This is a genomic window from Shewanella zhuhaiensis, assembly GCF_022484835.1.
In the GTDB taxonomy this organism is placed as follows: Bacteria; Pseudomonadota; Gammaproteobacteria; order Enterobacterales; family Shewanellaceae; genus Shewanella; species Shewanella khirikhana.
Map to the genome: position 1 here is coordinate 539,447 of NZ_JAKUDL010000001.1, position 20,117 is coordinate 559,563.

At 52.9% G+C, this 20,117-nt stretch carries 13 protein-coding genes and 3 pseudogenes; 6 read left to right on the forward strand and 10 right to left on the reverse strand.

Annotated elements, in window-relative coordinates; genetic code table 11:
• Positions 1-1,077, forward strand: a complete 1,077-nt coding sequence (locus MJ923_RS02280; RefSeq protein ID WP_240589741.1) for a carboxylate-amine ligase — start codon at positions 1-3, stop codon at positions 1,075-1,077.
• A 105-nt stretch (positions 1,078-1,182) separates the two neighbouring features.
• On the opposite strand, the gene MJ923_RS02285 is transcribed toward MJ923_RS02280, so the two are convergent.
• Complete coding sequence (locus MJ923_RS02285) at positions 1,183-2,244, reverse strand: GGDEF domain-containing protein (protein ID WP_240589742.1); 1,062 nt, start codon at positions 2,242-2,244, stop codon at positions 1,183-1,185.
• Between the two features lie 337 nt (positions 2,245-2,581).
• Here MJ923_RS02285 and MJ923_RS02290 point away from each other — a divergent pair, with 337 nt between their 5' ends.
• Complete coding sequence (locus tag MJ923_RS02290) at positions 2,582-6,145, forward strand: response regulator (RefSeq protein WP_240589743.1); 3,564 nt, start codon at positions 2,582-2,584, stop codon at positions 6,143-6,145.
• 175 nt (positions 6,146-6,320) lie between these two features.
• Here MJ923_RS02290 and MJ923_RS02295 read toward each other — a convergent pair whose 3' ends face one another.
• Positions 6,321-6,590: a DUF2999 family protein gene (locus tag MJ923_RS02295; RefSeq protein ID WP_240589744.1), complete on the reverse strand. Its 270-nt coding sequence runs from the start codon at positions 6,588-6,590 to the stop codon at positions 6,321-6,323.
• Positions 6,591-6,787: 197 nt separating this feature from the next.
• Between MJ923_RS02295 and MJ923_RS02300 the strand changes: the two genes are divergently transcribed.
• Positions 6,788-7,210, forward strand: coding sequence for a hypothetical protein (locus MJ923_RS02300; RefSeq protein ID WP_240589745.1), 423 nt, complete (start codon positions 6,788-6,790; stop codon positions 7,208-7,210).
• Between the two features lie 103 nt (positions 7,211-7,313).
• On the opposite strand, the gene dbpA is transcribed toward MJ923_RS02300, so the two are convergent.
• The 3 genes from dbpA to MJ923_RS02315 form a co-directional block, all read right to left on the reverse strand.
• Positions 7,314-8,690 (reverse strand): ATP-dependent RNA helicase DbpA, encoded by a 1,377-nt coding sequence (gene dbpA, locus MJ923_RS02305; RefSeq protein ID WP_240590232.1) that lies wholly within the window; start codon positions 8,688-8,690, stop codon positions 7,314-7,316.
• Positions 8,691-9,037: 347 nt separating this feature from the next.
• The gene (locus MJ923_RS02310) at positions 9,038-10,378 is read right to left on the reverse strand and encodes a serine hydrolase domain-containing protein (RefSeq protein WP_240589746.1); all 1,341 of its coding nucleotides are present in this window, start codon (positions 10,376-10,378) and stop codon (positions 9,038-9,040) included.
• A gap of 112 nt (positions 10,379-10,490) precedes the next feature.
• A complete protein-coding gene (locus MJ923_RS02315; protein WP_240589747.1) occupies positions 10,491-11,702 on the reverse strand; it encodes a helix-turn-helix domain-containing protein in 1,212 nt (403 codons plus the stop codon).
• A gap of 678 nt (positions 11,703-12,380) precedes the next feature.
• Here MJ923_RS02315 and MJ923_RS02320 point away from each other — a divergent pair.
• Positions 12,381-13,340: a DMT family transporter gene (locus MJ923_RS02320; RefSeq protein ID WP_240589748.1), complete on the forward strand. Its 960-nt coding sequence runs from the start codon at positions 12,381-12,383 to the stop codon at positions 13,338-13,340.
• 185 nt (positions 13,341-13,525) lie between these two features.
• Here MJ923_RS02320 and MJ923_RS02325 read toward each other — a convergent pair.
• The 3 genes and pseudogenes from MJ923_RS02325 to MJ923_RS02335 all read right to left on the reverse strand — a co-directional run.
• Positions 13,526-13,618: pseudogene (locus tag MJ923_RS02325) on the reverse strand (Mobile element protein); the annotation flags it as partial.
• A 60-nt stretch (positions 13,619-13,678) separates the two neighbouring features.
• Positions 13,679-14,263, reverse strand: coding sequence for a hypothetical protein (locus MJ923_RS02330; protein ID WP_240589749.1), 585 nt, complete (start codon positions 14,261-14,263; stop codon positions 13,679-13,681).
• Positions 14,264-14,483: 220 nt separating this feature from the next.
• Positions 14,484-14,678: pseudogene (locus MJ923_RS02335) on the reverse strand (transposase); the annotation flags it as partial.
• A 228-nt stretch (positions 14,679-14,906) separates the two neighbouring features.
• Between MJ923_RS02335 and MJ923_RS02340 the strand changes: the two are divergent.
• On the forward strand, positions 14,907-15,143 hold the full coding sequence (locus MJ923_RS02340) for a hypothetical protein (RefSeq protein WP_240589750.1): 237 nt from the start codon (positions 14,907-14,909) through the stop codon (positions 15,141-15,143).
• Between the two features lie 117 nt (positions 15,144-15,260).
• On the opposite strand, the pseudogene MJ923_RS02345 reads toward MJ923_RS02340, so the two are convergent.
• Positions 15,261-15,455: pseudogene (locus MJ923_RS02345) on the reverse strand (transposase); the annotation flags it as partial.
• Positions 15,456-15,613: 158 nt separating this feature from the next.
• On the opposite strand from MJ923_RS02345, the gene MJ923_RS02350 reads away from it, so the two are divergent.
• On the forward strand, positions 15,614-16,006 hold the full coding sequence (locus tag MJ923_RS02350) for a hypothetical protein (RefSeq protein WP_240589751.1): 393 nt from the start codon (positions 15,614-15,616) through the stop codon (positions 16,004-16,006).
• Positions 16,007-16,325: 319 nt separating this feature from the next.
• On the opposite strand, the gene metH is transcribed toward MJ923_RS02350, so the two are convergent.
• The gene (metH, locus tag MJ923_RS02355) at positions 16,326-20,066 is read right to left on the reverse strand and encodes a methionine synthase (RefSeq protein ID WP_240589752.1); all 3,741 of its coding nucleotides are present in this window, start codon (positions 20,064-20,066) and stop codon (positions 16,326-16,328) included.
• Between the last annotated feature and the right edge of the window lie 51 nt (positions 20,067-20,117).

Genomic DNA, 20,117 nt, shown 5'->3' on the forward strand with positions numbered 1-20,117 from the left:
ATGGAAAGGCTTTCAATACCGGGCGACATTCCGGGAAACCCAGGCCATGTTGGTACACAACTCGATTCGGCTGTGGATGCAAAAGCGCTGCTGGCGGGTTTGAGCTTTGGCTTCGAAGAAGAGTATTTGCTGCTGGATGCCAGCGGGCAGGTGGCTGAGTTGCCCTTTGAGGCGCTTATCGGCACGGATGGGCCATCGGGACTGTGGAGCCCCGAAGCCCATATCGGCATGCTTGAGCACAGCAGTCCTGTGTTTCACAATGCCCGCGAGCAGGCGTTGCACCTGCGGCGCTGCCGCGACTTTTTAACCTTGCGGCTGGATAGACTGCAGCTGCAGCTTTTTGTGGGCGGCGCCCATCCCACTCTGGACTGGCGGGAGATGGCCATTCGTGATTGTTATCGAGCCAGTGTGGATGAGCTGCAGGAACTGCTGCGTCAGCTCTTCACCTTTGGCATGCACTGCCATATTGGCTCATGCCCCGAGCCCTGGCTTAGCCGACTTTTTAATGCACTGCGGCCATTTTTGGCGCCGCTGATTGCACTTTGTGCAAACTCTCGGATGTATGCAGGTCGCGACACCGGGCTTGCCAGTTATCGCTGTGCGGCACTCGGGCAGCTGCCCCGCGGTGGCACGCCGCCAGAGGTGGTTTCCTTTGAGAGCGAACTTGAAGCCATCAGCAGGTTACTGAGTGCCGGGCTTATTCACAAACCTACCTGTATCTGGACCGACGCGCGGCTGCATCCAGTGTATCGCACCATAGAAATCAGGGTGATGGATATGCAGCCCGCCCCCATGTTGGCATCTTCAGTGGCGACGCTCTGCGCTTTGTTGGCAACCGAGTTGCTGCGGGGGCTGTTGGATGGCGAGCAGCAGCTTTCGCTTGCCGACTGGCAACTGCGCGAAAACCGCTGGCAGGCGGTGCGACATGGCATGGCGGCGCGGTTCTTCTGGCAGGGAGAGATGCTGGATGCCCGCAGACTGTGGCAGCAGTGGCTGCTGAAACTGGCGCCACTGTTCAGTGAGCAGCGGTTGGAGGCCGAGTTTGCCTGTTTGGCGGCTTATATCGAAAGCGACTAGTTGCCGCTGGCTTTATCAAAGGCAGCCAGCGGCCTGGATTACTCACACCGCAAAGCAGCGCTTTAAGAGTGGCTGATAAAAAACGACTTTTGTGAGCTTGCCGGGCTATTCACAAATTTTGTTGCCCTTGCTCTTTTTGGCGAGATACATCTTCTGATCGGCCCGGTGCAGCAGGCTGTCGACATCCACATCGACCTTGTCGAGCATTTCCACAATGCCAATGCTGATGCTGTATTCCGCGAAGGCGCTGCTGAAATGCTCGATAATGAGCTCTGCCTTGGTTTTGGCTTCTTTCAGGGTGCAGTCGAGCAGGGCGATACAAAACTCATCGCCACCCTGGCGGGAGGGGATATCGGTTTCCCTCACCACCTGTTTGATGATTTGCCCCAGTGAGCCCAACACTTTATCGCCGGTTTCGTGGCCACGACTGTCGTTGATGCCCTTAAAAGAATCGACATCGATATAAATGATGGAAATGGTGCTATTGGTGCGCTTCGACAGCAGCATCTCGCGCCTGAGTAATTCGCGAAACGCGCGTTTGTTGTAAAGCTCGGTCAGCACGTCCTTATTGGCAAGCCCTTCCAGGTATTTGATTTTGCTTTCGAGTGAGCGCACGTAAAGGTCATTCTTGGCGTTTTGCGAGCGCATTTCATCGACCAGCGAGGTGATGTAAGTATCGAAAATCCAGGACGTATCGAAGGAGATAAGCCGCTCGACCAAGAGCCCTATTCGCCAGGCTTCGTCCGGATCGGCAATGATCTGCCGGATGGACTCCTGAATGACGCTGGTGAGGTAGCGCTGGGCCGAAATAAAATACTTGGGTTCCAGCCCAATGCGTTTGTGCACCAGCCCGATACGCAGACGATTGTTGACGTATTCGCTGTCGTAAAAGCCTGAAAACATGTCGAGAATGTATTTATTCAGCCCCAACTTGAGCCGCTCAAAGGTGTCGGTGTCGCCAATCAGCAGGGTAGCGTGTTCGTCCTGCGATACCAGTTCGTAAAAGCGGCCGATAATCGAGCCCGAGTGCTCCTCAATCAGAAAACGGTAGTCGTGCAGCGCCTCAAGCTCGCTATCGCTGAGTTCAAACAGCTTTTTGCGGCTTTGGATCTCAAGCTCTGAGATCTTGTACTGCTCCAGCAGGGTTTGTTGGATGCGCTCTTTCATAGACCGTCCTTCGGCATATCTCATAAGAGTGTAGTCGATGTATTTGTATGTTTTTGCGGGACTCAGTCAGCCTTGAGTTGGCTTTTGCCATGACTGCCAGCAGCTGAGGCATTGGTAATGGCTGAGCAGGTGATAGAGAACGCCATAGCTATGAAATTCAACGGGAATTTAAAAGGAATCGAAATATTCAATGCTATATTCCTGATGGCGACTATGCTTTGTACTTAAAACCGCATGTTTTTAAAGTGCTTTTTATCCTCCTATTCGGGTACTCAGGACGAGGATTTCAATGCAAGGCACAGGACTGGTTAAGAGCTCCTTTTCGCAGCAACCTCTGTTGTCATTATGGTTGCCTGTACTGATCATTCTGTTGGGGTATTGGGTAGGCAGTGAGCTTGCTGCCCGTCAGCATGCTGAAAACAACGCCAGGGTTGCCGACGCCCTGCATACACGGGTACAGGAGATTGGAGCCGGGGTGGCAGAGAAGGTCTCGCTGTATGAGCACGGCCTGCGCGGACTCAGGGGCTCCATGGTGACCGTCGGCCCCGACAACTTCAACTATCAACATATGCAAACCTACACAGGCACCCGGGACTATGATATGGAGTTCCCCGGCGCCAGAGGTTTTGGCTTTGTGCAATATGTGCCCCAAAACCATCTTACTGAATTCCTTGAACAAGCCGTGGCAGAGCGGCCAGATGGCAACTTTAATCTGCGGCAATTACAGCCCCATCAGGATGATTTACTTATCATCCGTTTTATTGAGCCTGAGAACCGTAACAGGCAAGCCGTTGGGCTGGATATTGGTTCTGAATCAAACCGGCGCCAGGCGGCGCTGCGGGCGGCGCGGGAAAAGACAGCAAGCCTGACCGGTCCCATTACTCTGGTACAGGCAAGTCAGAAGAGTCTGCACGGCTTTTTAATTTTGCTGCCAGTGTTTCGTCCTGACGCACATAACCCCGATACCTCCGCGACGATGCAACGTCTGGTGGGGTGGAGCTATGCACCGATTCTGATTGATGAAGTGCTCAGTACTGTATCTGGGCTGGATGACAATCTGACTCTGTCGATTTTTGATGTCACCGATGAGAAAAAGGAACTCTTCTTTATGCGGGGGCAGCAATCGGATGCGCTTAAGGACAGGGAAATCAGTGAATCCATCACGATATTTGGTCGTAATTGGCTGCTGAGTTTGGCTCCGGCAGAAGGCTTTATCCAAGCCATGTCACTCACTGCACCAAGAACGAGGCTGTGGAATGCCTGGATCTCGAGCTGGCTTGTGGCTGTGCTGGTGTATCTGGCGCAGCTGATGTGGCTCAGGCGTTTAACGGTACTGAGGCACAGCGCCGAGCTTGCCAAAGCCAAGGAAGATGCCCTGATTGCTGCCAAGGCCGAGCTGGAAGTGTTGGTGCAACAGCGTACCGCACAGCTTGAGCAGATGGGCGCGCTGCAGCGCAGTATTTTCAATTCGGCAGCATATGCCCTGATCGCCACCGACCCTGAAGGTATTATCACCGACTTCAACCCCTCAGCTGAGCGCATGCTGGGGTACAGTGCCGGCGAAATGATAGGCCTGCAAACCCCGGCCATATTCCATGTAGAACAGGAGGTTGTGGAACGCGCGGCAGTGCTCAGCAAGGAGCTTGGGCAAAAGGTCGAGCCCGGTTTCGATGCCTTTGTCGCCAAGGCGAGGCGTGGCAAGCCCGATACCAATAATTGGACCTACATCAGCAAAAGCGGCAGGCAGATCCCGGTGCGGCTCAGTGTAACGGCCCTTTGCAGTGAAGAAGGTGAGCTGAGCGGTTATCTTGGTATTGCCTATGACCTCACCGAGCAGTTGCAGCGGGAGCAGGAACTGGCAGATGCCCGGGAGCAGGCGCTGCATGCAAGCCAGGCCAAGTCCGACTTTCTCGCCAACATGAGCCATGAAATCCGTACTCCAATGAATGCTGTACTCGGGCTGTTGCAAATGACCCTCTATACCGAACTCGAGCCGCAGCAACGTGACTATTTGCTGAAGACTCAGCAGGCGGCTAAATCGCTGCTGGCGCTGCTGAACGACATTCTGGATTTCTCCAAAATCGAGGCAGGCAGGATAGAGCTGGAGCAGCAACCTTTCTCGTTGCAGCAACTGCTGACTGAGATGGGCAGCATTTTGTCATCCCAGGCGCAGCATAAGGCCATTGAACTGGTTTATCAGGTGGATGATGCGGTACCAGACACCCTGATAGGGGACAGCCTGCGGCTGCGACAGGTGATGCTTAACGTGCTTGGCAATGCCATTAAATTTACCGAGGTTGGTGAAGTTATCACCCGTATCGGCGTGTGTATTGAGGATGAACGGCGTTGTGAGCTACAAGTGGAGATATCTGACTCGGGTATTGGGATGACTGAGGCTCAGCAGGAGATCATTTTCACCGGTTTCCAGCAGGCCGATTCATCTATCTCTCGCCGCTACGGTGGCACTGGCCTTGGGCTTGCCATCACCCGTGAGCTTATCAGCCTGATGCGTGGCGATATTGAGGTCGCCAGCACCCCTGGTCAGGGCAGCACCTTTACCCTGAGGGTGCCGCTGGGCTACATCCCCTCTGAAACCGCGCAAACCAGCATAGCTACATTGGCGCCCATCCGGGTGATGCTGGTTGAGGATAACGATACCTCCCGGCTGGTGTTGCAGGAAATGCTGCAAAAGCTTGGCTGTGAGGTCAGCAGTTGTAAAGATGCCGAGTCGGCGCTGTGGAGCGTACAGGCGCCTGAGACTGCCGGGTTTGATGTACTGCTCATCGACTGGCAATTGCCGGACATCGATGGACTCACCCTGGCGGCAACTATTCGCAGGCTAACGGCTCTGCCCAGGCAGCCGGCGATTGTGATAGTGACCGCCTTCAGTGAAAGGATCCTTGAGGCCCAATTGCAGCAGGCCGATGGCAGTTACGATGCCACCCTGATTAAACCCATAACCCGGGAGATGCTGTATAACACCCTGCAGGAGGTGGCCTGTGAGCACCCCAAAGCCAAAGACGGCCAGCAACTGGCGCTGCCCGGAGCATCGCTTGAAGGTAAGCATCTGCTGCTGGTGGAGGACAACGCTACCAATCGGCTGGTGGCTACCACCTTACTGACGCAGCTTGGCGCCCGGGTGACCGATGCCGTGGATGGCTTTCAGGCGCTGGAACGTCTGGTGTCGATGAGCTTTGATCTGGTGCTGATGGACATTCAGATGCCGGGCATGGATGGCTATGAAACCACCCGCCGTATTCGCCAGCAGTTGAAACTCACCCAATTGCCGATTATTGCCATGACCGCCAATGCCATGCCCCAGGACAAACTGGCCTGCCAGCAGGCGGGCATGAATGACCATATTGCCAAACCATTTGATATTGAACAGGTTGCGGAGAAATTGTGCCAGCATCTTGAAGGCGCCTCTCCCAGCCAATCCAGCGGCAATGACAAAGGCTACTCAGCCGCGTTGGCTGCAACATCGGATACAGCCACATCAGTGCCGCTGGCGGCTGATGGCCTGCCAAAAGAGGTGCTGCAATTCAGTGAACGACTCGGATTGGAGCTGGATGTAGCCTGTAAACGGCTGGGAGATACCGCACTTTACTGTATGGTGCTGACCCAGTTTCTGGCCGATATCAAGCTTGCGCAAACCTTATTGGTGCAGCCGAAACTGAATATGAAAGATGCGCGAATTCAATATCATAGTTTGAAGAGCGCCGCCGCGACCTGTGGTTTCGGTGCCTTGTCAGCCTTGCTGCGTGAAGCGGAACATCAGTGCGATAAAAGCAGCAACGAGCCGGTAGTGGCCGATGCGCGGGTGCTAGAGGCTCTGGAGCAGGCTGCCGCTCAGGTGGCAGAGCTTGAGGCCTTGCTTAAACCGTACTTTCCAGAGATTTAACGGGATGTTGCAGACACTTGGTAAGTGCAAATTGGTTTTAATGTTTTGATATGAAGTGAAAAACAGTCCGGCTGAGTAAAGGCTGTTTGCACTGGGTGCATAAGATTAGGCTCAGATGTGCTTAGCTCTCACCATAAAGGGCAAACACCGGACTGCTTCAGCTTACCGCGGCAGATCAGTTGCCTGCGCCAGACTGCTCATCCATCTTGGCTTTGGCCGCTTCCACCCTGGAGAAATCCAGCCCCAGTTCTTCAACTGCTTCTTTGATCAGCCCGGGGTTTTGCATCACCAGCATCATCATGCCCTGAAGTTTTTCAGGGGCAATACCAAGCTGACCCAACACACCCATGGCCATCAAGGGGTTTTCGGTCAGGGTTTGGAACAGGCTTTTCACCTGCTCATCACTCACATTGTGCTCTTTAAGCAGCGCAATAATGGGGTTCATCGCGTTTCCTTCAACATCAGTCAAACATCAAGATGGGCGGATTCTAGCAGACTTGGCCCGTGAGTGCAGGTGGCGACGCTCGCCCTTGAGTGAGCGAAGTTACCAGCGCTATTTACATCCGCCCGATGAAGGGGTACAAACCTCCTCAGTGAACCCATAGAGTTCAGGGATAATTTCAGCCGAAAAGGGAGATGGGCATGCGCGGTGCAGGCGGCAGCAATGGTGGTTTAGGCCACTTTTTTATTGGCTTGGCGATGATGGTGATTGGCGTATATTTACTGCTCAATGCCATTCAGGTCAGGTCACATTTTGGTTTTGGCATGTCGCTTTATGGATTTCAGGCCATGGGGATGAATGTCAGTATCACCACTGGCATGGTGATGGTGCCCTTTATCTTTGGGGTGGGGATTATGTTTTACAATGCCAAAAACCCCTTTGGCTGGCTGCTGACCTTTGGCTCCCTCGCAGCCTTGCTGTTTGGGGTGATCACCTCGGTTCATTTCAGCTTACGGGCCATGACCGCCTTCGATTTAATCATGATTCTGGTGCTGAGCTTCGGTGGCCTGGGGCTGTTTTTACGGTCGTTAAAAAGCTTCGATAGCCCGTCTGCTTCTGAATAAGCGCTCTAAGCCAATACCAAAAATAAAGCCCGCATCATGCGGGCTTTATTTTGAACAAGCGGCTAGGCATTACTCAGTGACACTGATGCTGTCAGAGCCTGGCTTATTTCATCAACCAGGCTCGGTACGACTTGCCTTTAATGCGACCGGAGGTGATTTTACCCAGTGCCTTTTTGGCAACCTTTCGGTTAACCGCCACATAGGCGCGGTAATCGGTCACTAAAATCTTGCCCACTTCGGCACCTTCGATACCGTTTTGGCCGGTTAAGGCACCGAGGATATCGCCGGGGCGCAGCTTATCTTTTTTACCGCCATCGATTTGCAACGTGATCATGCTTGGCGCCTGGGGCATTTTGCCAAGCAGGCTTGCCGACGGCAGCGGCTCGCTTTGAATGTCACGCTCCAGATACTCTTCCAGCAGCGCCATCTTGTAGCCGTCTTTGTCGTTATAGAAGGTGAAGGCGGCGCCCTTGCTGCCCGCGCGGCCGGTGCGGCCAATGCGGTGAATATGTACTTCGGTGTCGTGGGCCACGTGGTAGTTGAATACCGCATCGAGGGCATCGATATCCAGACCGCGGGCGGCAACGTCGGTGGCCACCAGTACGCAGGCACTCTTGTTGGCAAACTGCAGCAGGGTTTCATCGCGGTCGCGCTGCTCCAGGTCACCATGCAGCGCCAGCACGCTGAAACCGGCATTGCTGAGCTCATCGGCCACCTTCTGGGTTTCGCGCTTGGTATTACAGAACACCACAGCACTCTCTGGCTTATGCTCAAGCAGCAGTAGTCGCAGTGCCTGCATCCGCGCGCCGTCGTCTTCCAGATGGAAAAAGTGCTGGGCTATGGTGCTCTTCTCGTGGGTTACAGCCACTTTTACCATCACAGGGTTGTACATAACCTGCTGAGCAATAGATTGAATTTGCTCAGGGAAGGTCGCGCTGAACAGCAGGGTTTGGCGCTCGCGCGGGCTTCTGGCAATAATCGCATCCAGCTGCGGCTGGAAGCCCATTTCCAGCATGCGGTCGGCTTCATCGAGCACCAACATATTGAGGTTGCTTAAATCGAGGCGATCGCGCTCCAGATGGTCAACAATCCGCCCCGGCGTACCTACGATGATGTGAGCGCCATGCTCAAGTGAGCCCACCTGCGGTCCCATGGGCACGCCGCCGCACAGGGTAAGCACTTTCACGTTGTGAATGCCACGGGCAAGGGTGCGGATTTCCTGCGCCACCTGATCCGCAAGCTCACGGGTAGGGCACAGCACCAGGGTTTGAATGCGAAAACGCTTCACATCCAACTTGTTCAGCAGCCCCAGACCAAAGGCCGCCGTTTTACCCGAGCCGGTTTTGCCCTGACCAATCACATCCTCACCCGCCAGAATGGCTGGCAGACTCTGGGCCTGAATGGGCGTCATCTCGTGATAGCCCATGGAGGACAGGTTCTCAAGCAGTTCGGTTTTAAGCTTAAGGGTGGAAAACGCCATGGAAGGCTGGGTGTCTGAAGTGCTCAAGGAAGTATCCTGTGGTGATCGGCGCTGGCCGGAAAACTTAAATAGCAAGGTGTGCAGCTCTATCTACGGAGTCGGCTAAGCCCCCATGGAATCGCCGCACTGACGGCGTTGACTGCCAATAGCTGTGGCTTGTCTGGCTGAAATGACGATGCCAATTCGGCGTAAAGCCTGGCTATTGTAGCAACAAGCAGCAACCTTTGCCTCAAGTAGATTCGGGCCCTTGGAACCGGGTGTTGGATCTGCTTTGTCATGGCCCTCGTTTTGCGCTTAAAAACATCCAGCAGCTGCCACACTGACAGCGCTGGATTTGAGTAAAGCAATCAGATCCCAAAGAGCTTGGCTTTCATCAGCGCTTTAACCACGTCGCCAATCCAGCGATCGTCGGCTGTGGCCTGATTCAGAACCAGTACTATGCTGGCTTGAGTCTTGGGTTCGTAATAAGCATGTATTCCCCAAAAACCATCGTGGCCATAGAGTTTTACATCGCGGTACTTGTCCAGCTTGTATACACGTTCAACCAATCCAAGCCCGTAATTGTATTGGGTCAGGAACTCGTTAGTTGGAAAGTCGGTGGCCGAGAACGAGGTCATTTCCGCCAGTGATGCTTCTTGGGTGAGCAAGTGTTTGTTAAACAGTGCCGATAGCAAGTTGCTGAGACTGACTGCATCGGTCACAACACCGCCACCTCCCCAATCGAGTGAGGTATTTATCTCAAGTTCCACAATATTGAGGTTGCCAAGCCCATCGTGACTGGCATCGAGGTAGTGGTCGACCGGCGCGGCCGATTTGGCTGGTTCATACCATTCCAGATAGGCACCGGGCATGTCAGCGTGACTATAAATGCCGTCTCTGTAGTTATCCGCAAGCGACCTGCCGGTAAGTTTCTCCACTATCATGCCTAAAAGCAGATAGTTAGAGTCAGTGTAGAAAAAGCGGCTATCTGGCACTGCATAGGGCAGGTTACCCATACCGTTTTGGAAGAAGTAATCCAGTAACGCCAACGAGCTCCACTGCTTTTGAGAAACCCCGCTGGGCAGTACGCCAGTGGCATCAAGCACCATGAGTTCAGCCAGTGTCATACCGCTTGAACCTTCGCCGAACAGGTAGTCGTGGATCCCTGAGCGGTGGTTGAGTAGTTGTCGCACGGTTATCTGCCCGCCTATGGCTTGGCCCTGATACACGCTGAGCTCAGCCAGTGTTTTACCTGCTGGCATATCAGCATCAGACAACAAGGTTGCTATGGGTTGGTCGAGGTCCAGCAGCCCTTGTTCGGCAAGCTGCAGCACTCTTATAGCGGTCAGCATCTTGCTGACACTGCCGGTGCGGAAATTTTGCTTGGGACTCAAAGGGGCCTGGGTGCGGCTATTGCCTATGCCTACGGCTTTATGCCAGCGATAACCATGCTTGGGTACATCCACCATCAAGATGGCGTTTTCGATATTTTTCTCTTGGGCGATACGGGTAAGCACGGCATCCAGTTCGCTATTGGCTCTGCCATCCAGAAACACATTCACGTCTACACCGGATTTGTCTACATCTATGTCGTCTGAACCTCCACATCCTGTGAGAATAGTGGTGACAGCAAGCGACAGCCACAGTGAAATACCTGAAAAACAAACAGAGAAGATCTGTTTTTTGCTTTGCCAAATGAGTGTGTCCATTAACCAGTTCCTTGGGTTGGGTTTGAACCCCGGATACTAGGTAATTTTTACTGGCTGCAAGTGCCGCCCGATAGGACAGGACTCAGGAAAAAGGGATATAGGACTTGTGTGTTCAGGCTTCTACCGCTTCGGCCTTGCTCAGCTGGCGGAACTTGCTGGGGGTCATGCCTGTGCTCTTTCGAAAGGCGGCATAAAACGCCGATTTTGAGTTAAAACCGGACTGTAAACCTATGTCTATGATAGTCATGTCCGGCTCGGCAACCAGCCTGGATTTGACCGTCTCCACTCGGTATTGGTTAACGAAGTCAAAAAAGTTCAGTTGCTGGCTTTGATTAATCGCCTGAGAAATATTATGCAGTGAATGCCCCGTCTCTTCTGCCAGCTGATTTAAGGATAGCTCGGAGTCAAGGTAACTCTGATGGGATTCCATATGCTGGCTGAGCTCTCTAAACAGGTTTTCTGCCAGGGAGGCGGTCAAGGATGACTTCTCATATTTTACTTTTCGATCTTCAGGTGATGACTGCGGCGGCGCTAACTCGATGGCTTTTTGGTGTGGGTTATAACCCCGCTGTGCTTGTCCTATTTCTGGGTGAGCTATCAAAGGTTCGAACAGCGTCTGCTTCTGAAAACCCAGAACCGTCATCACCACCAAAATGACAAGCAGCATAAGGTCGGTGATTTGGTTGATTGGAAATCCGCTGACACCAAAGCTATCCAACATCAGATACGTAATATCCAGAACCCAGAACAGTACAAAAGCCAACTGCAGTGCAATTATCCAGATGATGGTGGAAACAAAGGGCGAGGAGTAATAGCTTTTCAGTGCATTGATGGTTCGCAACGTCTGCTTCAGGCAAAGCCAAAGGTAAATCGGTGTCTGAATGAAGGAGCCCGCGACAATAAAGACGATGCCGGGTGTCAGATACCATGGAGCCTGCTCAGCCGCGCTGCCAGCCATAAGTGCGGCTTTATCGGCTGAGGATTGCAGATAGAAAGGCATCATAAGCAACACAGAAAGGGCGAAAGGCGCAAGGTGCCACAGGAACACGCGCTTGACCTCTTTGCAAAGCAGATGACTGATATAGCCATAGAGCAAAGGTGCAAAAAGCAGGTGCAGGGGAAAAATCAACCCAAGGATATGTGGATATGCGGTGTGCAGGTTTTGCTGATAACTGAAACTGTCAAACAGCACTAATGTTAAAGCACCACTGAGCGCAGCCAGCCATTTTCTGGCAGTACCAAGTTGGCGGTGAGAAAGTAGCATAGTGGTTAAAAGAGCGCTTAGCAGGACGGCAAAAAGCGTCGCGGTTTCAATCCATTGCATAACCTGGTCCGTTCAAGTATCCCTTATGACTGGGCCACAAGGTCAAGAGATCCTGATTTCCTCTGCCGAGAGTAACAAAAAACCGGGGAAAAGTGAGAAAAAAGCAGAATGGGTCTGTCACAGCAGTCAAAGGTTGCACCACATTCTGTCCAAATTGCCGGGAGGCTTTGCTGTCATTGAAAGATGCGTCTGTAGCTGCATTTTCCTATTGCCCATCTTAAAGCCACCACAGCTGCAACAGAGCAGCTCGGCGTACCTATCATAGCCGCACTCGATAGCCTGTTACTGCTTGGCGAACCAGTCAGTCTCAGACTCAGGCTCAGGCTCAGACTCACCCGTTGATCCATCGCCGTCCCCGGCGGCATCGCACTCGTTGTACTCAATCGCTTGGGGAAATAGCCTGGCTGCAGAAGCTCAAGTCGGGCGGAAAGCAAGGCTTTGCCTGTCCGGTCTTTTGTTCTAAGCCTGCCGCAGGCATGCTTGGTTATCGCAGTTTTTGCATAAGTGTTGGCAAATTACTGGGGCCATCAAACCTACTTTCAGTAATTCATCGCCATTTATCAGAGATTGAAGCGAAACAGAGTGTATCTTCGTAGTTCACAAAGTGTTTAGGATGTCCCCTGTACCGTCCTTGGCAGAAAGCCAAAAAACCAAAAACCAAATGCGCAGAAAGGTCGAATGAACAAAAAGCCACAGATTGCATCAACCCAGGATAACGGTCGGCTGTGGCTGCTCACGGCGCTGACCATGCTGGCCTTTGCGGCCAACTCGCTCCTTTGCCGCGAGGCGCTGGTGTCCGGCAGTATTGATGCAGCGAGCTTCACCCTGGTGCGGATGGTGAGTGGCGCCCTGGTACTTATGATGCTTGCCTTTATGCAATCAGGAACTGCTCCGGCGCCAGAATCAAAACGACAGTCAAAGCAGGCGAGGCTTGCCGGCAACTGGCGCTCGGCGCTGGCGCTGCTGGGCTACGCCGCAGCCTTTTCATTTGCCTACCTCAGCCTCACTGCTGCTACCGGCGCCCTGCTGCTGTTTGGGGCGGTGCAGGCCACCATGATTGGCTATGGCCTTTGGGCGGGTGAGCGGCCGAATCGGTTGCAGCTGTTTGGCATGTTGCTGGCGCTGCTCGGCTTGGGCTGGTTTTTACTGCCTGGGGTAGCAGCGCCCGACAGCGTCGGCGCCCTGTTAATGCTGCTGGCAGGCGTTTGCTGGGGCGTCTATTCGTTACTCGGGCGCGGCGCTGCATCGCCGCTTTCTGCCACTGCCGGCAACTTTGTCCGCAGCGTCCCCTTGGCATTGCTGCTGTATGGGGTGATTGCGGCGGCTGAGATGGCGTCGCAAGGCGAAATAGCGGGGCAGGGAGAAGAAGCGGCGATTTTCAGCGTTTCCGCCATTGGTGTGCTGTACGGCATTGGGTCTGGTGCCATCGCATCCGGGCTCGGCTATGCACTCTGGTATGCGGTATTGCCCCGCCTCGAAGCCACCACAGCTGCAACAGTGCAGCTCAGCGTACCCATCATAGCCGCGTTCGGCGGCCTGTTACTGCTTGGCGAGCCACTCAGCCTCAGACTAGTCCTCTGCTCCATCGCCGTCCTCGGCGGCATCGCACTCGTCGTACTCAACCGCTCGGGGAAGTAGTCTTACTGAAGATGCTCAAATGGGGGAGCGCAAGGCTATGCCTGTCTTGTCGTTCGTCCTCTATTAATTGATGCGACGGGCTGAGGCATTGTAGGCATCAATTGAGTTTTGATGTTTACTTCAATGGTCAATCGACGACGCGGGAAACCTCAAAAAGGTTTGGCTGTCATCTATTGTTCTTTCACACCGAATAAAAATGCCCGCCGCACGCAGCGACTGATGCAGTGATAGAAAGGCGTGTCTTCCAGACTTACCTGCGTATACCTTGGCCGTGGCATCACCCATCTCCCCGCTTCCTGTCAATGGCTTGTTTAAAGCCTAGTCAAGCCTCGGGGAAGCTACCGACAATTGTGGGTGTCTTTGTTATTTTTTTTGGGGGGGAGTTTTAAAACTTTAAAAGAGTATTTGTTTTCCTTGCTGATGCTTAAGTATCCATTTTTAGATAAGTAAACTAATATACTATCGAGTTTCTGCTTGTTGTTTTTTATTTTTGTTGAGAAGTCATTTATGTTCCATTCACTGCCGTGGTTTCTATAAAACCATTCCAGCTCTTTTAGAAACTGTCTCTCAATGTTTGTGAAAATGCCACTAAGAGATTCACTATTTTTAATTTTACACGTAGTTTTGTTGAGACTTTCTTTCTCTGTCGGGAATTCATCTAGGAAGCTGTTTTTCAAAGGCTCTAGTACTTCAATGAACTCTTGAAGCGTGATACTTATAGTCGTTTCTATTGCGCTGCTAGCATCCCAAAATGTAATAAAACCTTCTTCTAATTCATAACCATGCTCCTCTCTTACTACACATATACCATTACTCACGGCCTCTAAAAAACTGAGAAAATCACAAGGAGGCAATACAAACAGATACTTAATTAATGGATCGTACCTTTTATCTAAGTAAGCATATATGTTGGGTAGATGCATTTTTTAAACCTTTGCGAGGGCTAGTTGGAGTCAAAGAAGACTCAGGATAACCCCAACACTGTGTGGATAAAAGAATCCTTGGTGTTTCCCCCTCTTTCTTCCGGTAGGAGTGTCTCAGAGAGGCCTCTATTTTGTTGTAGCTATTGCATGCACTCACTTTAGCCTCAATGGGTAGAACAATCGTCAGGACAGGCATCTGGCTGTATCTGAAGGCGCCACCAAACACTGGCATGTCCCCAGTAGTGGCCGCACCAAGCTCGAGCAAACGGGACTCGACCCAATCCCGCCGATGTTCAGAGCTTTTGCCGCTGTAATCGTCCACACCGCACAAAAATGCCCTCCGCACGAAGCGACTAATGCAGTGATAGAAAGGCGTGTCTTCCGGACTCACCTGCGTATATCTTGGCCGTGGCATCACACACCTCCCCGCTTCCTGACAATGGCTTGTTTAAAGCCTAGTCAAGCCTCGGGAAAGCTACCAACAATTGTGGGTGTCTTTGTTATTCATTGTTTGTACCAACAATCATGGGTGTCTTTGTTATTGTTGTTTATAATTAGTATGTATTTACTATTGATATCTTTCTGTCGTCGATAGCATAATCAAATAGGAAGGGAGTGGATCAAAGCATAAATGGAGGTTTTTATGAAAAGAATTTTAGGCTTGATAGTTATCGGGACAGTAGTTGGCTCATTTTTGAGTACTTCTGTTAGCGCTTTTTCGGCTGGATGCTATTCAGAGCAAGATAGCTTTTTCTCGGCATCGGATGCAGCAATGTCAAATCCAAATGATAGTAATTTACAAGCAGCAGCTGATACCGCAGAGCAAGTGTATATGGCTTGCCTGCGTTCGCAATATCCAGAGGCTCCAGAAGAGACTTAAACCAGCACAAACCTATGGTTTGTTTTTTTAGGGACAGTTCTAATAAGCAGCTTAATGCTGCTTTTGTTTTTGAACATTAGTCAGGACAGGCATCTGGCTGTATCTGAAGGCGCCACCAAACACTGGCATGTCCCCAGTAGTGACCGCACCAAGCTCCAGCAAACGGAACTCGACCCAATCCCGCCGATGTTCAGAGCTTTTGCCGCTGTAATCGTCCACACCGCACAAAAATGCCCTCCGCACGAAGCGACTAATGCAGTGATAGAAAGGCGTGTCTTCCGGACTCACCTGCGTATATCTTGGCAAAAAGATCTGCCTGTCCTGTCTTTTGATGTTTTGTGCGAATTCTGACAGTGATTAACCGCTCGCTCTTGCTGTGTTAATCTAAGATACTGACACATAAAAACATTTTTTGATTTCTATCAGTCCTTGATAAAATGTTCTTTGAACTAGCAATCGGAGATCGACTGATGAAACCCAACCTTGATGTTCAACTCCATGTTCTGACCATTCTTGCAGACTCAACCACTAATCAAGTGCTGACGCTCGATGAGCTTCCCCGTAAAAATTTTAGCCTAGGCCAGTTGTCCTATGCTGTCGAAATGCTGTTGGAACAACGATTCATTCGAGCAAAAAGCTTGCAGACAGATACTGATGAACACACTTCGTTCATCATCCATGGATTAACTATTGGTGGGCGTCAATATCTCGCGAGCTTGGCTGTCAACTCATCTTTTTCTGAAAAGTTACGAAGCCTGTTAAAACGTATTTGGAAAGGGTTTGTTTCTGAGGGTGAAAAACAAATTTATCAATGGATTATCAAGGGATATTGGGTTTATCCTTCGCTTACATTTTATCTCTAGGAAAGACGGGGCAGGCATAACACTTTGCTCGAAGGCAGCACCAAATTTAGGCATATCCCCAGTAGTGACCATCGACAGCAAGGATGCTGTCGTTGAGCTTACAGGGACGTACTTGCAGCGTGTCACGGATGGGGATATGCGAACGGCACACCGCAGGTGATTGGTTGCGGCAAAGCTGGCAGCCAGTTTTCTGCCGATTAGAAGCGAAAGGCATACAGCAAGATTCTGGGCGCCAGCCCAAAAAACAAAAGCCGCATTAAGCGGCTTTTGTTTTTCATTCCCGATAGGGTGATTCGCGACCCTGATCACTCAGGGCGACTTATTCAGGGTCATAGTCAAGCACTGGTGCCAACCACTTCTCAGTTTCAGCAACCGTCATCCCCTTACGGCGGGCGTAGTCTTCAACCTGATCCCTGCCGATATTGGTCACGCCGAAATAGCGTGCCTCGGGGTGGGCGAAGTACCAGCCGCTAACGGCCGCTGTGGGGTACATGGCAAAGCTTTCGGTGATATTAAGGTCAATGCACTCGTTGGGCTTGAGCAAATCCCACAAGAGCCCCTTCTCGGTGTGATCCGGGCAGGCGGGGTAGCCGGGGGCGGGGCGGATGCCGCGGTATTTCTCGCGGATAAGCGCCTCGTTGTCGAGGTTCTCATCGCTGGCGTAACCCCAGAACTCTTTACGTACCCGCTCGTGCATGCGCTCGGCGAAGGCCTCGGCCAGACGGTCGGCCAGTACTTTAAGCATGATGGCATTGTAGTCGTCGTGGTTGGCCTCGAAGCGTGCCAGATGCTCATCGATGCCGTGGCCTGCGCACACCGCAAAGCCGCCGGTGTAGTCGGCCACGCCGCTGTCTTTGGGGGCAACAAAGTCCGACAGACAGAAGTTATCGTTGCCGACCCGCTCGATTTGCATCCGCAGGTGATGGGTGGTCATCAGTACTTGGGTGCGGCTCTCGTCAGCGTAAAGCTCGATATCGTCATGGTTTACGGTATTGGCCGGGAACAGGCCAATCACGCCTTTGGCGGTGAGCCACTTTTCATCGATGATGGTTTGCAGCATGGCCTTGGCATCGGCAAAGAGTTTACGGGCTTCTTCACCTACTACTTCGTCTTCGAGAATGCGCGGGAAGTGGCCGTGCAGTTCCCAGGCGCGGAAAAACGGCGTCCAGTCGATACGGTCAACCAAATCATCCAGCGGGTAGTCTTCAAATACCTGAATACCCAGTTTATTCGGCACCTTGGGCTGGTAGTTGGCCCAGTCGAGCTGGCAGCGGTTTTCACGCGCCGCCTCGATGGAGATAATTTCTTTGCGCCTCCCCTGTGACAGGCGTTTTTCGCGCATCACATCGTATTCATCGTAGGTGGCCTTGATGGTGGCTGCGCGGGTCTCTTCGTTGATGAGTTTGCTCACCATGGGCACGGCGCGGGACGCATCGGGGATGTAGATGGCGCCGTGGGGGTAGTGGGGCGCAATCTTGACCGCGGTATGGATTTTCGAGCAGGTGGCGCCGCCGATAATGGCAGGCAAGGTCAGGCCTTCACGCTCGAAGGTTTTGACGTTGTGCACCATTTCATCGAGGCTTGGGGTAATGAGCCCCGACATGCCGATAATGTCCACATTCTCTTTTTTGGCGACTTCGACGATTTTCTCCACTGGCACCATAACGCCCAGGTCAATCACCTCGTAGCCGTTACAGGCGAGCACCACGCCAACGATGTTCTTGCCGATGTCGTGCACGTCGCCTTTTACGGTGACCATCAGCACCTTGCCGTTGCTCTGGCCCGCGACCTTTTCGGCCTCGATAAAGGGGTTTAAGTAGGCCACGGCCTTTTTCATCACCCGGGCGGATTTCACCACCTGGGGCAGGAACATCTTGCCCTCGCCAAAGAGGTCGCCTACTACGTTCATGCCGTCCATCAGCGGGCCTTCAATCACATCCAGCGGACGGGTGGCCTGCTGACGGGCCTCTTCGGTGTCGGCGTCGATAAATTCGGTAATGCCTTTTACCAGCGCATGCTCAAGGCGCTTATTCACCGGCAGGCTGCGCCACTCCAAATCTTCTTTTTTACCGGCGCCGCTGCCAGCGCCGCCGCGATACTTTTCAGCAATCTCAAGCAGTTGCTCTGTGTTGGTAGAGTCTTCCACCGGGCAGGGCAGGTTAAGCACCACGGCTTCAACCCGCTCCTTAAGCTCGGCCGGAATGTCATCGTAAATTGCCAGTTGCCCGGCGTTCACAATGCCCATGTCCATGCCTTCTTTAATGGCATGGTAGAGGAACACGGCGTGGATGGCCTCGCGCACCGGGTTATTGCCACGGAACGAGAAGGACACGTTGGACACGCCGCCGGAAATCATCGCATGGGGCAGGGTGGCCTTGATGTCGCGCACCGCCTCGATAAAGTCCACCGCGTAGTTGTCGTGCTCTTCGATGCCGGTGGCCACGGCAAAAATGTTGGGGTCGAAGATAATGTCTTCCGGTGGGAAGCCTACTTTATCAACCAGAATGCGGTAGGCGCGGGTACAGATTTCAATTTTGCGGGCGCGGGTGTCGGCCTGACCGGTTTCATCAAAGGCCATGATGATGGCGGCGGCGCCGTAGCGCTTCACCAGGGTGGCCTGCTCGATAAACTTGGCTTCGCCTTCTTTGAGGGAGATGGAGTTAACGATGCACTTGCCCTGCACGCACTTAAGGCCCGCCTCGATGACTTCCCATTTGGAGGAGTCAATCATGATGGGCACCTTGCTGATTTCAGGCTCGGAGGCGACAAGATTGAGGAAGGTGGTCATCACCTCTTCGCCATCCAGCATGCCCTCATCCATGTTGATGTCGATGATCTGGGCGCCGTTTTCCACCTGATCCCGGGCGACATCGAGCGCGGTCTCGTATTGGCCTTCTTTAATCAGCTTCAAAAACTTGGCAGAGCCTGTGACGTTGGTGCGCTCACCCACGTTCACAAACAGACTATCGGCGCTGATGGTGAGCGGCTCAAGTCCGGCGAGGCGACAGGCAACCGGCAGCTCAGGCAACTTGCGCGGCGCGTGCTTTTCAACGGCTTCGCGGATAACGCGGATATGCTCAGGGGTGGTGCCGCAGCAGCCGCCGACTATGTTCAGCATGCCTTCAATGGCCCACTGCACTATGATGTCGGCCATTTCTTCGGGTGTTTCATCGTAGCCACCGAACTCGTTTGGCAGGCCCGCGTTGGGGTGGGCCGACACATAGGATTCGCTGATGCGGGAAAGTTCTTCTACATAAGGTCGCAGCTCTTTTGGCCCCAGGGCACAGTTAAGGCCCATGCTGATGGGCTTGATATGGCGCAGCGAATTGTAAAAGGCTTCGGTGGTCTGGCCTGTGAGGGTACGGCCGGAGGCATCGGTAATGGTGCCTGAAATCATTACCGGCAGGCGCAGACCAACCTCATCAAAAATGGATTCGATGGCAAACAGCGCGGCCTTGGCGTTCAGGGTATCGAAAATGGTTTCCACCATGATGATATCGGCGCCGCCTTCAATCAGGGCTGCGGTGGATTCGCGGTAGGCGGTTACCAGATCATCGAAGTGGATATTTCGGTAACCCGGGTCATTCACATCCGGGCTGATGGAGCAGGTGCGGTTGGTGGGGCCAAGTACCCCGGCCACATAGCGGGGGATGCCGGTTTTGGCTTCCACTTCATCGGCCACTTCCCGGGCAATGTGGGCACCAACAAGGTTTATCTCGGCCGAGAGCGACTGCATGTCGTAGTCGGCCATGGCCACAGTGGTGGCGTTAAAGGTGTTGGTCTCGATGATATCGGCACCGGCCAGCAGATACTCGCGGTGGATGCCCTTGATTATCTCAGGCTGGGTGAGTACCAAGAGGTCGTTATTGCCTTTAACGTCGCAGTGCCAGTCGGCGAAGCGGCTGCCGCGGTAATGCTCTTCCTCCAGTTTGTGGCCCTGGATCATGGTTCCCATGGCGCCGTCGAGGATAAGAATGCGGTTGGAGAGATCCTCGTTCAGTCGCTGTTGACGGCTGTGGGCAAGCGCCTTGGTCGCCTGGGATAACACTGGAGTTGCCATAAAAACACCTGCAAAGTACAAAAAGGTTCAGTCCTGAATGCGCCGCCCCGT

What these genes read in the sequence shown, in the direction of transcription:
- MJ923_RS02315 (WP_240589747.1), bottom strand. Translation starts at nt 11,702, where the DNA reads ATGCAATGGATTGAAACCGCGACGCTTTTTGCCGTCCTGCTAAGCGCT.
- MJ923_RS02285 (WP_240589742.1), bottom strand. Translation starts at nt 2,244, where the DNA reads ATGAAAGAGCGCATCCAACAAACCCTGCTGGAGCAGTACAAGATCTCA.
- MJ923_RS02340 (WP_240589750.1), top strand. Translation starts at nt 14,907, where the DNA reads ATGAAAAGAATTTTAGGCTTGATAGTTATCGGGACAGTAGTTGGCTCA.
- MJ923_RS02310 (WP_240589746.1), bottom strand. Translation starts at nt 10,378, where the DNA reads ATGGACACACTCATTTGGCAAAGCAAAAAACAGATCTTCTCTGTTTGT.
- MJ923_RS02295 (WP_240589744.1), bottom strand. Translation starts at nt 6,590, where the DNA reads ATGAACCCCATTATTGCGCTGCTTAAAGAGCACAATGTGAGTGATGAG.
- MJ923_RS02320 (WP_240589748.1), top strand. Translation starts at nt 12,381, where the DNA reads ATGAACAAAAAGCCACAGATTGCATCAACCCAGGATAACGGTCGGCTG.
- MJ923_RS02300 (WP_240589745.1), top strand. Translation starts at nt 6,788, where the DNA reads ATGCGCGGTGCAGGCGGCAGCAATGGTGGTTTAGGCCACTTTTTTATT.
- MJ923_RS02350 (WP_240589751.1), top strand. Translation starts at nt 15,614, where the DNA reads ATGAAACCCAACCTTGATGTTCAACTCCATGTTCTGACCATTCTTGCA.
- metH (WP_240589752.1), bottom strand. Translation starts at nt 20,066, where the DNA reads ATGGCAACTCCAGTGTTATCCCAGGCGACCAAGGCGCTTGCCCACAGC.
- dbpA (WP_240590232.1), bottom strand. Translation starts at nt 8,690, where the DNA reads ATGGCGTTTTCCACCCTTAAGCTTAAAACCGAACTGCTTGAGAACCTG.
- MJ923_RS02330 (WP_240589749.1), bottom strand. Translation starts at nt 14,263, where the DNA reads ATGCATCTACCCAACATATATGCTTACTTAGATAAAAGGTACGATCCA.
- MJ923_RS02280 (WP_240589741.1), top strand. Translation starts at nt 1, where the DNA reads ATGGAAAGGCTTTCAATACCGGGCGACATTCCGGGAAACCCAGGCCAT.